At 44.5% G+C, this 12275-nt stretch carries 8 protein-coding genes; 4 read left to right on the top strand and 4 right to left on the bottom strand.

The window, feature by feature from the left end:
• Positions 1-29: 29 nt before the first annotated feature.
• The 4 genes from F3J22_RS27490 to F3J22_RS27475 all read left to right on the top strand — a co-directional run bounded on the left by F3J22_RS27490 (position 30) and on the right by F3J22_RS27475 (position 7689).
• The gene (locus F3J22_RS27490; protein WP_167021185.1) at positions 30-1634 is read left to right on the top strand and encodes a SusD/RagB family nutrient-binding outer membrane lipoprotein; all 1605 of its coding nucleotides are present in this window, start codon (positions 30-32) and stop codon (positions 1632-1634) included.
• 404 nt (positions 1635-2038) lie between these two features.
• Positions 2039-5164, top strand: a complete 3126-nt coding sequence (locus F3J22_RS27485; RefSeq protein WP_167021184.1) for a SusC/RagA family TonB-linked outer membrane protein — start codon at positions 2039-2041, stop codon at positions 5162-5164.
• Positions 5165-5198: 34 nt separating this feature from the next.
• Entirely contained in the window at positions 5199-6761 is a 1563-nt protein-coding gene (locus F3J22_RS27480; RefSeq protein WP_167021183.1) for a SusD/RagB family nutrient-binding outer membrane lipoprotein, read from the top strand.
• Positions 6762-7056: 295 nt separating this feature from the next.
• On the top strand, positions 7057-7689 hold the full coding sequence (locus F3J22_RS27475; protein WP_167021182.1) for a hypothetical protein: 633 nt from the start codon (positions 7057-7059) through the stop codon (positions 7687-7689).
• 3 nt (positions 7690-7692) lie between these two features.
• On the opposite strand, the gene F3J22_RS27470 is transcribed toward F3J22_RS27475, so the two are convergent.
• The 4 genes from F3J22_RS27470 to F3J22_RS27455 all read right to left on the bottom strand — a co-directional run bounded on the left by F3J22_RS27470 (position 7693) and on the right by F3J22_RS27455 (position 11682).
• Positions 7693-8805: an alginate lyase family protein gene (locus F3J22_RS27470; protein ID WP_167021181.1), complete on the bottom strand. Its 1113-nt coding sequence runs from the start codon at positions 8803-8805 to the stop codon at positions 7693-7695.
• Between the two features lie 147 nt (positions 8806-8952).
• A complete protein-coding gene (locus tag F3J22_RS27465) occupies positions 8953-10116 on the bottom strand; it encodes an alginate lyase family protein (protein ID WP_167021180.1) in 1164 nt (387 codons plus the stop codon).
• A gap of 275 nt (positions 10117-10391) precedes the next feature.
• Positions 10392-11204, bottom strand: a complete 813-nt coding sequence (locus F3J22_RS27460) for an alpha/beta hydrolase family protein (protein WP_205195747.1) — start codon at positions 11202-11204, stop codon at positions 10392-10394.
• Between the two features lie 34 nt (positions 11205-11238).
• Entirely contained in the window at positions 11239-11682 is a 444-nt protein-coding gene (locus F3J22_RS27455) for a hypothetical protein (protein ID WP_167021178.1), read from the bottom strand.
• Between the last annotated feature and the right edge of the window lie 593 nt (positions 11683-12275).

The raw sequence follows: 12275 nt of genomic DNA, 5'->3' as shown, positions 1-12275 counted from the left end.
CCGATCACTGAACCACAAAAACACAAGCCATGAATTATAAAACATTCAAAATAGCAGGTCTGGCAGTTGCGGCCGTACTGAGCTTCGGCAGCTGTACCAAGAACTTCGAATCTATCAATAAAAACCCTTATGGTTCTACCGATCAGGACCTGCAGGCAGATTTTGCCATCGTAGCAGCACAGCTGCAACAGGCACAACGCAGTATATATCTCTATCAGCCGGTACCATCCTTCCAGCTACAGCAAAACCTGCTGGGAGATGTATTCAGCGGCTATATGATGTCGGCCACACCATTCGCAGGCAACAGCAATAACCTGAACTATAACCTCCTCGATGGATGGACCAGTTCTTCCTTTACTATTGCCTATGCCAATGTGATGAACCCATTGTATAATGCCGGTGCTTTCTCCAAACAGAAAAATCTGCCAGATGCCCTGGCGATGTCAGAGATATTGCGTGTAGAAGCCATGCACCGGGTGAGTGATATCTTCGGACCTATCATCTACACAAAATATAATGTTGCCAACACAGAAGGCGGTGTTGATTTTGACGCACAGAAAGATGCCTATTACGCATTTTTTGCAGACCTGAAAGATGCCATCGCCCTGCTGACACCCTACGCAGGTAAGCCCGGCAGCACCCTGTTCGCCAAAGCAGACCTGGTATACGGCGGAAGCTATACCAAATGGCTGAAATTCGCCAACACCTTACGTCTGAGACTCGCACTCCGCATCGTTAAAATTGATCCTGCAAAAGCAAAAACAGAAGGAGAAGCCGCACTCGCTGATCCTGCAGGTCTCTTATCCGATGTAAGCGATAACTTCAACGTAAACATAGGTAGCACTACACATCCTTTAAATACCATCAACAACTCATGGGATGATATCCGTATGGGCGCCCCGGCATCCTCCATACTGGGTGGTTATAAAGACCCAAGACTGGCGGCATACTATCTGCCCGCTACAGATGCTAAAGTAGCAGGTCAGTATATTGGTATCCGTAATGGTATTGACATAGATGCAAAAGAAAGATATGTGGGGTATTCCAAGCTTGCCACTTTCCCCAGCCAGATCCAGCTCATGACAGCCGCAGAGGCATGGTTCCTGAAAGCGGAAGCAGCATTACGCGGCTGGGCCGGCGCTGGTAGCGCACAAACCAACTACCAGACAGGTATACAGACCTCCTTCAACCAGTATGGTCTGGGAGATGCCACCAGCTATATTAATAACAGCACCAATACGCCTGCACCATATACCGATCCCAAGGCTATTACCGCCGGCGCCAATGATGTTAAAGCTGGTGATCCGCACCTGAGCACCGTTACCATCAAATGGGATGCTGCTGCTTCCTTTGAGCGTAGCCTGGAACGTATCATCACACAGAAATGGATCGCTATGTATCCGGAAGGGGAAGAAGCCTGGTCTGAGTTCAGAAGAACAGGTTACCCTAAATTATTCCCTGTAGTTATTAATAATAGTGGTGGAAAGATCAGTACCGAAGATTTTGTGAGAAGGGCCACTTTCCCTAGCAATGAGTACCAGACCAATGAAGCGGCCGTACAACGTGCTATTTCCACTTTAAGTGTACAAAAAGATGTAGGGGGTACTCACCTCTGGTGGGATCCTGTACAATAATCATAACGTCTTATTTTGAATCGCGTGCATAAAAATTGATGCCGGTCCTGTCAAGGATCGGCTTTTTTATTTTCAAGGGGTTTGGAAGGGATGTCGTAGGCATCCCTTCCAAAGCAGAAAAAACAATTCATGTAATCAAAAACAAATGCGTACATCTTACACTTCAAAAATTTTGCAAAAAAAATTTGCAATTTTTTAATATCCGGATGGTACTTATTGCATAATGCCCCGACTACTTAAGAGCGATCCAAATAAAATTAACTGTAACGACTATACGAAAATTATAAATAATACTACCTGGTGTCCCTTGACCTGTAAATATTCACTACTACTCGTAATAATCGGTTCACTTGAACTCCGGGTTTAAATAAACATTTATCAAACCAAATCAAAATTAGGCAAGTATGAAAAAAAACTTACGCCTCATGAAAGTATGCGCTGTAGCCGGGCTTGCAATCAGCACCATGGTTACGGAGAATACTTTTGCTGCAGCGGCTGAAAAGGTGGCCAACTCCACAGCACTGCACGCCAACTTCCAGCAGAAGGATGTTCATGGTACCGTTAAAGACGCCAAAGGCACGCCCCTCCCAGGTGTTACCGTTATGATTAAAGGCAGTGCAAAAGGCACCCAGACCGATGCTTCCGGTCACTATAAACTGGCTGCAAAAGCAGGAGATGTTTTAGTATTCCGCTTTGTTGGTTTTGCCGCACAGGAAATTACTGTAGGTAGCAGCGACGATGTATCTGTTAGCCTCCTGGAAGGTGCTACCGGCCTCAATGAACTGGTAGTAACCGCATTGGGTATTAAAAGAGATGAAAAAGCCATCGGTTATGCGATGACAAAAGTAAAAGGATCTGACTTCACTCAGGCGCGTGAAATCAACGTGGCAAATGCACTCGTTGGTAAAGTGGCTGGTGTGAACAGTACTGCTCCTGCTACCGGCCCTGGTGGTTCCAGCCGCGTAAACATTCGTGGTGTGGCCTCCTTACAGGGAAACATCCAGCCATTATATGTTGTAAACGGTGTACCATATGCCAACCTCAACATGGGTAACCCTGGTACTTATGGTGGTGCGGATATGGGTGATGGTATCTCCAACATCAACCCGGATGATATCGAGGATATGACTGTACTGAAAGGTGGCGCCGCTGCTGCTTTGTACGGCTCCCGTGCATTAGGTGGTGTAATTCTTATTACCACCAAATCAGGTAAATTAAGAAAAGGCCTCGGCATTGAAGTAAACAGCAACTATACTGTTGATAAAATCCATGACTTCCGCGATTTCCAGACCGACTATGGTCAGGGTACTTTAGGTGTCAAACCTACTGATGCCGGTGGTGCCATGGCAACAGGTCTGCTCTCATGGGGTGCCAAACTGGATGGTTCAGCAACACCTATCTTCAACGGTACTTCTGTTCCTTACAGCAACAACAGCAAAAATCACCTGAAAGATTTCTACCGTACTGGTTCTACTGTTACCAATACGGTTGCAATGTCCGGTGGTAACGAGAATACCACTTTCCGCCTGTCTTTAGGTGACCTGAGAAACCTGGGTGTTTATCCTGGTTCTTATTACAAACGTAATAACGCCTCCCTGGACCTCGGATTCAAACTGAGCGACAAATGGTCTGGTAGCGCCAGCATCATGTATACAAAAGAACGCGCTAACCGTTCCAACGTATCCGATGCACCTGCAAACGGTAACTTCGCTATCATGTTCCTCCCTAACAACGTGCCTGCAAAAGCACTCGCGCCAGGATGGGACCCTGCATCAGGTTTTGAAACTGAATTCAACAGTAACCAATACAATACCAACCCTTATTTCGCAGCTGCAAAAGCGACCAACCTGACCACCAGGAACAGGGTTACGGGTACTGCCAGCCTGAAATACCAGGCACTGGACTGGTTATCAGTACAAGGCCGTCTGAGCAATGACTACTATACGTTTACTGCGCAAAGCATCTGGCCTTATGGTATCGCTTTCAAACACAGTGGTAAACTCGTTGGCCAGCAAACCAGCACCTTCAATGAATTGAACGCTGAAGGTAGCATCACTGCCAATAAAAAATTAGGTAATATCTCCCTGAATGTAACCGCTGGTGGTAACTTCATGCGTCAGGACAGATCCGACCTCACGATGAACGCTGACGGTCTGGCTTATAAAAACGTTTATAACCCAGGTACCGGTTCTGCTGTATCTCCTAACCTCTCTGAGCCTACAAAAGAAATACACTCTGTATTCGGTTCTGCGGAAGTTGGCTATAAAAACATGTTGTTCCTGAACCTGACCGATCGTAACGACTGGTCCAGCACACTGCCTAAAGGAAATAACTCTTATAACTACCCTTCTGCAAGTATCTCTTACCTGCTGTCTGAAAACCTCAGAACAGACTGGTTAACGCTTGCTAAAATCCGTGCAGGTGTTTCTCAGGTGGGTGGCGATGCGGAAGCATTCAAAACACAGCTGTATTATTCTACACTTGCTGGTGCTGCTATCAATGGCCAGACTATTGGTAACATGCCTACAGAAATCGCTAACAAGGAACTGAAACCATTACAGGGAACTGAAATTGAAGCAGGTACACAGTTAGCTTTCTTCAAAAACAGACTGAGTGTAGACTTCGCATGGTATAAAAGAACTACTAAAAACGATATCGTAGCAAGTACAGTATCTTCTACTTCCGGCTTTGCTACCAAAATCGTGAACTTTGGTGAAATCCAGAACAAAGGTATCGAGTTACTCGTATCCGTTACACCGGTTAAATTGAGCACCTTCAGCTGGACTACCTCTTTCAACTACACCCATAACCAGAATACTGTAATGCAGCTGACAGATGGTCTGACTGATATGCAGATGGACGCATCCAGAACGGGTAATGCTTTCAGTAAACATGTTGTAGGTATGTCCGCATTCCAGATCGCTGCATTCGATTATGCACGCGACAACCAGGGTAATCTCCTGCTCAATGCAAGTGGTGTTCCAACGCCAGGTCCGGTTAAATATATGGGATCTGCTATTGCACCAAACATCGGTGGATGGAACAACGAATTCAACTACAAAAGATTTGGTCTGGCTTTCCTGATCGACTTCAAAAGCGGTGGTTATATGTACTCAGGTACCAATGCTAATGCATACGCAATGGGGTTGAGCAAAGAAACGCTGCCTGGTCGTGAAGGTGGTGTAAAAGTTACTGGTATTGATCCTAACGGCAACAAAGTTACCAATACCGTTACTGCGCAAAACTACTATGGTGCACTGTCTGGTATCTCTGCTTTACAGGTATACAAATCAGACTTCATCAAATTCCGTAGTGTTAGTCTCACTTACAACTTCCCGGCAAGTGCATTCAACAATAAAATCTCTGGCCTGAGTCTGTCGCTGGTGGGTAGAAATCTCTTCTATATTTCTAAACATACACCAAACATCGACCCTGAGTCTTCTTATAACAATGCCAGTGGCCAAGGTCTGGAATATGCAGGTGTACCAACCACTTCATCTTACGGCTTGAACCTGAACGTGAAATTTTAATTAAGTCACTGCGCGAAGCTCAAAAAACAGTCATATGAAAGCAATCAAAAAATATAGCTTACTCCTCGCCATACCAGCGCTGACGTTCCTGTCATCCTGTACAAAAAAGTTCGAGGATATAAATACCGATAAAAACAGCGCTACTGAAACCACTACCATTCCGGTATACTCCCTGACAAGAGCACAACTGGAATATACTGGTAACGACGATTTCAGCTACGAAACATGGCGTACCAATATCATCTACCTGAGTTTGATGATGCAACAGCTGTCTTCTACTGTAGGTTGGTATTCCGGAGACCATTATGGAAAAAACCAGGGATTCTCTCAGGCATATTTCGACATGGGTTATCCTTCTCAGGTGAAGTATATTGAAGATTTATTGCACCAGACTAAAGGAAAAGATAACTATAATAACCTGTACCAGATTGGCCGTATTACCCGTGTACTGATCTACCACCGCTTAACAGACCTGTATGGCATGGTGCCGTTCAGTCAGGCCGGACAAGGTTATACCAACGGTATTATCACGCCTAAATACGATGCACAGCAGGATATTTATGTTGCCATGTTACAGGAACTGGATGCTGCTGCCAAAGCGTTGGATAAAACCAAAGATAAAGTTGGTGCCGGCGACCTGATCTTCCAGGGAGATACCGATAAATGGAAGAAAATGGCGTATAGCCTGATGGTGCGTCTGGGAATGCGTCTGACAAAAGTTGACCCTGCCACTGCAAAAACATGGGTAGAAAAAGCAGCTCTTGGCGGTACTTTCGCCAGCAACGCAGATAATGCCCTCATTTCACATGCAGGTTCCGGCGGCCGTGCTACTGTAAACAGAAACAGTAACATCCTCGGTGGTGAGTGGGATGCAGTTGCAAAAGGTAACGTTTACCTGAGCAAAACATTCGTTGACTACCTGAAAAACAATGGCGATCCACGTCTGCAATACTATGCACAGATCAATCTGACCGGTGATAAAACACCTTCCAAACAGGTAGGTTTACCAAACGGTTATGATGAAAACGGTGCTACTACACCTAATGACGTGCATCATGCCCCAGGCTTTAAAGATACCATCGCTAACTACTCCACCTTACGTAAAGATATCTTCGCCAAACTGGATGGTATCACTACGCTGGTTACTTATGGTCAGACAGAATTACTGCTTGCTGAAGCTGCGCAACGTGGCTGGAGCGTAAACGGTGATGCTGCTACCCACTATAACAACGGTGTTACCGCATCCATGCAGCAACTGGCACAATATGATGCCGCTGCCACCATCAATGCCGGAGACATCGCTACCTACCTCACTAACCACCCGTATACTGCTGCCACAGCGTATGAACAAATCAACACCCAATACTGGGTAGCAGGGTTCCTGGATTGGTATGAGGTATTCAGCAACTGGAGGAGATCGGATTATCCAAAATTAACACCAGTAATTTATCCTGGTGATAACAACGGTGGAATAATCCCAAGAAGGATGCTGTACCCGACAACAGAAGCCAGTGCAAACGCTACCAACTATCAGGCAGCAATAAGTGCACAAGGCGTAAATGAGTTCAATACCCGCGTTTGGTGGGATAAACAATAATATTTCTTTGGCAATCGCTTAACGATTATTTACATAGGTCACATACAAGATGTTAAAGGCCGTTCGTATTCTTACCTACGGCTTCTTTTTCTAAGCCTTTGCAACAAAACTTTCATTATAACTAGGACATATTTAGCAATTACAACAACGGTCTCCATTTACTGGAGACCGTTCTGTTTTATAATTATATCGCCCTTCGGGCAGATGATTATACAGTAGATAAGTTAAAGCAAGATTCCTTTCGCTAATAGAAATAATCTCATACACATAATATATTTTTGCAAAAAATATACCTATGTTTACCTATCACTTACGCGTGCTTTCTGTGGCACTCGCCGCTACCTTCCTGTTTTCCTGTGGCAAAGAATCGTCTGTAGAACCAGATACAAAAGGCAGTTCTCCTATAATCGGTAACTATAAAATCGTATATACGTACCAGAAAGGCCACTCCCAAACCACTGTAAAAATAGGTACAGAAACAGACGGAGCTATAAACGACTTCGTTTTCACAGGCAGCAATTTTACCGGTACCTATGTAATTGATGACAAGAGTATTGCCTATAGCAATGTAGGATATACCGTTACTGGCCCAATTACCGCCGAGAGCTTCACAAACGGCATTTCTGATGGTGAACCCTTTACAATGGACTTCCATCAAACCCTGCCTCCAATGAGCGTAGTTGCTCCTTATCAAATCAAAGGAGATTCCATTTATTCAGCACCAATCACCACAACCAGTACCGGCAACCTTCCGGCTAATACCAGCGGATTATCTGATGTTTATGCACAACACTGGAAATTCTCCGGCGACACACTGATTATAGATGGCAATATGAATATTGCCAACAGAATAGTCAATATACAAGGCTATAACGCTACCATGAGCAGTAACAACTACGTTGTTATCAAGTTGCTCCGCATTAAGTAATGATTATAGCTGCGCCATATTAAAATGCGTATAGGAAGTAAATCCCAGGAAAGTATAATCCGTAGGCCATCCTATAGGCGCCTGTAAACTGTTCAGGAAATACAGGTTAGCCGATTTGTAATAATTGGTAGCCACCGGCACACCTGGATAAACCTTTGAATTGGCAGTACAGAAAGAACAGCTGGCCTGGTCTTCATAAGCCTTACGCATATAGTCATATCCTTTGCTGAGGAGATTATCGTTGAATGTCCACAGGCTGTTATCGCCCTGCAGCCGCGCCAGTTCTGCCGAATAGGCGAATGCCGTCAGTGAATACTGGTAATGCACACAGTCTTTACGATTACAGTATTCCGGTATATCGCCATTGGGCTCAATAACAACCGGCATGAACTGTTTGATGGTATTATAGCCTTCCTGGTATAATGCGGTGCTGTCCATAAACACGCCCATGGCCATTTTAGCATATCCCTGGGAAGCGTTCCAGTTGTTATTGTATACTGGCATTACATTGATATAATTTTCCAGGATATTACGCAGATAATTGCAGAACTGATCTATATCCGCCTGCTTCCAGCCGGCGGATTTTCCTTTCACTTTGTAGTAGCGCATAATTTCTGCGGCTGCTACAAAGCCGGGAGAGGTCCAGCAGGCTTCGAGTCCTGGCTGACGCTTATTGGTGGCGGCGTTGAGCAGGTCGTAATTTCTGAACGTATATGCCCACCCGTTAAGAATACCAATCGTTTTCTTCGCATAATCATCGTTGCCGGTTTTGGCCCATGCTAACGCTAAGGCATATACGAGTTCTCCGTCTTTTCTAATCTGTGATTTAGATGGAGAGGTAGCCCCGTTAGAACCCACTACCACTGTTTCAAAGAACGAAGTGGGGTATTCCACTTTATTGATAAATTCTTCTACCCTTTTATAGGCATTGGCCCTGGCAGTATCGCCATTATCTACCTGTTTGCTGATTAAGTCCAGGCTGGCGGTCGTATTCAACACAGCCGGATGTACGAATTTTTTAGGTTTCTCCGGAAATGTACCCGCATCTTTACAGGCGGCCATCTGAGAAACCGCCATGGCGGCCATTGTAATTACTGAAAAAACAATTTTCTTCATCTTGTTATAAATTAATGCAATCGATTCCATAAATATAATATAAAGAGACGAACAACGGGTAGTAATTAAAAAAAGCGTCTTCAGAAGTAATACTTCTGAAGACGCTTTGTAGTGCTCCTTCCCTTTATTGATTATTTGCTCTGATTATTACAGGCTGCTTACGTTATAGTGGGTATAAGTAGTGAAGCCCAGGAAGGTATTATCATTAGGAACGCTCAACGGGGCCTGTAAGCCTCTGAGGTAGCCAAGATTACTGGTTTTGTAGTGATTATAGGCTACTTCTGTTCCCGGGAAAACAGGGCTGGAAGTAGAGCAGTAAGTACAACTGGTTGTCTGGCCATAAGCAGCACGCATATAGTCATAACCAGCGCTGAGGCGGCTGCTGTTTAAAGTCCACAGGCTGCCATCACCCTGGATAGACGCCAGTTGCGCGGCGTATGCAAAAGCTGTCAGGGAGTACTGGTAGTGTACACAATCCTGGCGATCGCAGTACTCAGGGATAGTACCGTTAGATTGAATGATAATAGGCAGATAGGTAGTAATCAGGTCATAACCGTTCTGGTAAACAGTGGTGCTGTTCAGGAAGATACCCATGGCCATTTTCGCATAACCCTGGGAAGCATTCCAGTTATTGTTGTACACCGGCATGTTGTTGATGTAATTATTTTTCACATTGTTCAGATAGTTCTGGAACTGGTTGATATCAGCAGTAGACCATCCTGAACCAGTGGTACCATTTACTTTGTAATAGCGCATGATTTCAGCGGCAGCCACAAAGGAAGGGGTCGTCCAGGAAGCTTCGAGTCCTGGCTGATATGGGTTGGTAGATGCATCCAGCAGCGCATAGTTCTGGAAGGTATATGACCAGCCATTCAGTACCTGGATACATTTATCCGCCCAGGACTGTGTACCGGTTTTAGCCCATCTCAATGCCAGCGCATAGGCGAGTTCGGCATCTTTACGGATCTGTGATTTTGAAGGAGAAGTAGCACCGTTGGAACCTACTGTTACGGTAGCATAGAAGGAAGTAGGCACAGGATGACTATCTACATAATCAATAACCGTCTGATAATAAGCGGTGCGGTTTGCATCCCCACCATTTACCTGGCCGCCTACATAGTCAAGGCTGGCCTGTGTATTCAGCACACCCGGATGAACGAAGGAAGTAATGGTAGCTGCGGCGACATCGGCAGCTTTGGTTTTACCGGCCAGACTTTCTTTCGCCTGGTCCTCTTTTCCGCAGGAAAACAGGAAAGCAGTAATGGCGATTGCGCACATGGCGAGGCCATAAAAAACAGCAGTTTTTTTCATAATGGAATTTTGAATTTATGTTGACGTGGGTTGGAGTTCGTGGAATTATTTTTTTTTCGTGGAATTATTTTTATTTAGTGCTTTGTCTCTTTTTCCAATCCCCGCAAACGATTGCTGCAATCGTTTGCACTAAATTAATGAAAGGGGCACAACAAACAAGTGTACTAGAAAAATATAGAAAATATTCAACAAGTGTAGAAAAGACGCTAAAAGGGGAAAACAAGCCTGTTTAAAGCAAAACTCCCGCCGGTTGCGGCGGGAGTTTATAAATTCGTTTATCGTTGAAAATAACGGTGAAAGAAGAGCATTTGATAATGTATCGCATTGCTCCAGTAATTCCAGTCATGCTTACCCGGACGCTCCGTATAATCATGCGGGATATTTTTAGATAAGAGATATTGATGCAGATTCCTGTTTACATCGATAAAGAAATCACCGGTACCACAGTCAAAAATAATCGGCAGACTCCCATCAGTAAGTTTCTCCGCCTGTTTAATTACCGTATAGTCGGTCCAGTTAGCACCGTTTTCGCCCGGAGGGCCTAATCTTTCCGCAATATTCCAGTTCTTGGGGAAAGGCCTGAAATCTACCCCACCACTCATACTGCCGGCAGCGCCGAAAACATCGCGGTGACGGATAGCGAGGTACAATGCGCCGTGTCCGCCCATGCTCAGACCGGTAATAGCACGGCCCTGCGGCGTAGGTACCGTCTGGTAATGAGCATCTATATACGCCGGGATCTCTTTCCCTACATAGGTTTCAAACTTCATGGTACTATCGATCGGACTATCAATATACCAGCTGCTGTAAGCCCCGTCCGGGCATACGATCATCAGGTTATAGTCATCCGCAATCTCCCGGAGTGCCGGAACACTGTTGATCCAGTTGCCGTAATTGCCACTCCATCCGTGCAGCAGGTACACTACCGGATAACGTTCGTTGGCTGTCTTGTAATTTTTAGGTGTTATCACCACTGCCTTGTAACTGCGGTGCATGGCGGCACTAGGGATACGGATCGTATCTACCTCCGCTGCACGGCAGGCCTGCAGCAGTACAAAGGTGAGTATTAGTGTCAGAAAGGATCTCATGGTCATCTATGTATGTTTCCGGAGGATAAATATATTAAAGGTGACCCTGATAATATGCATCTATTTTTATATTACTGGCCATTATCGGCAAATACTTTGTCCAATAAGGCATTCTGGTCAAGACAAATCCCAAAGTATTACCCAATGGTTTCAGGCTTCTGCTGTTATTTATCCAGAGATATCGCGGTAACCTCCTGCCGCCATCAGTAATGGATACTAATTCTAATGTATCTCCGCGGGAAAAATATATTCCATACTCCTTTGTGACAAGGGCTTTCCTGAAGGGCTCCAGGTAATAAGCATTAAGCAATGTATGTTCGTAGCTAAATGTGCCATTCTCATTTAATTGCAGATCATAAAGGTTTCTAATGATATAGCCTTCGTCCTGATCAATTGATTCATGTACATAATGGCTCATTGTGGCAGAGGTAGCTGTATCAGCATTACAAAAAAGCGCCAGGAATAGTAATGTATACATAGGCATTAAAGGTGACCCTGATAATATGTATCTATTTTAATTTTCTTTTCGGGGAGGTATTGATTTGTCCAATAATCCATTTTCACCAAAGTATAACCGACAGTACTACCAATCGGTTTCAGACATGTATTGCTTTTTTCCCAGCAATATGTCAATATCCTATTTCCTCCTTCAATGGCTGATTTTAATTCCAATGTATCGTTATGTGATTTATATATTCCATACTCCCGGGTAACCGGTGGCATACTTCCAATAGCAGTTTTATGGTTAAAATGTTGCAGCATGTAAGTTCCATTGTCATATAGTTGCAAATCATCCTGGATTATAATGCTGTAGGTAAAGCTGCAAAGATTCTCTTCATACACGTAATGGGTAACGTTAGATGTTATGCTGGTATCCGGTTTGCAAATAAGTGATAGTAAAAATAACGTAAGCATGCTGTTACAATTCTGCTATAATTTATTGATTTATTCAATTGCAGATGATTTTGATATAATGCGGATCGCTAGCTTCGCTATCGATCCGGAGAGTTCCGCGCTGCGCGCGGTGGCTGCCGCCAGCCATTTAACAAATCAGGGATTACAATAAAAAAG

Source organism: Chitinophaga sp. Cy-1792 (assembly GCF_011752935.1).
In the GTDB taxonomy this organism is placed as follows: domain Bacteria; phylum Bacteroidota; class Bacteroidia; order Chitinophagales; family Chitinophagaceae; genus Chitinophaga.
The sequence above is the reverse complement of the archived record's forward strand: the minus strand, read 5'-3'. Positions and strand labels throughout refer to the sequence as shown.

Coding starts and splice junctions, on each gene's coding strand:
- F3J22_RS27490 (WP_167021185.1), top strand. CDS start 30: ATGAATTATAAAACATTCAAAATAGCAGGTCTGGCAGTTGCGGCCGTA.
- F3J22_RS27485 (WP_167021184.1), top strand. CDS start 2,039: ATGAAAAAAAACTTACGCCTCATGAAAGTATGCGCTGTAGCCGGGCTT.
- F3J22_RS27480 (WP_167021183.1), top strand. CDS start 5,199: ATGAAAGCAATCAAAAAATATAGCTTACTCCTCGCCATACCAGCGCTG.
- F3J22_RS27475 (WP_167021182.1), top strand. CDS start 7,057: ATGTTTACCTATCACTTACGCGTGCTTTCTGTGGCACTCGCCGCTACC.
- F3J22_RS27470 (WP_167021181.1), bottom strand. CDS start 8,805: ATGAAGAAAATTGTTTTTTCAGTAATTACAATGGCCGCCATGGCGGTT.
- F3J22_RS27465 (WP_167021180.1), bottom strand. CDS start 10,116: ATGAAAAAAACTGCTGTTTTTTATGGCCTCGCCATGTGCGCAATCGCC.
- F3J22_RS27460 (WP_205195747.1), bottom strand. CDS start 11,204: ATGAGATCCTTTCTGACACTAATACTCACCTTTGTACTGCTGCAGGCC.
- F3J22_RS27455 (WP_167021178.1), bottom strand. CDS start 11,682: ATGTATACATTACTATTCCTGGCGCTTTTTTGTAATGCTGATACAGCT.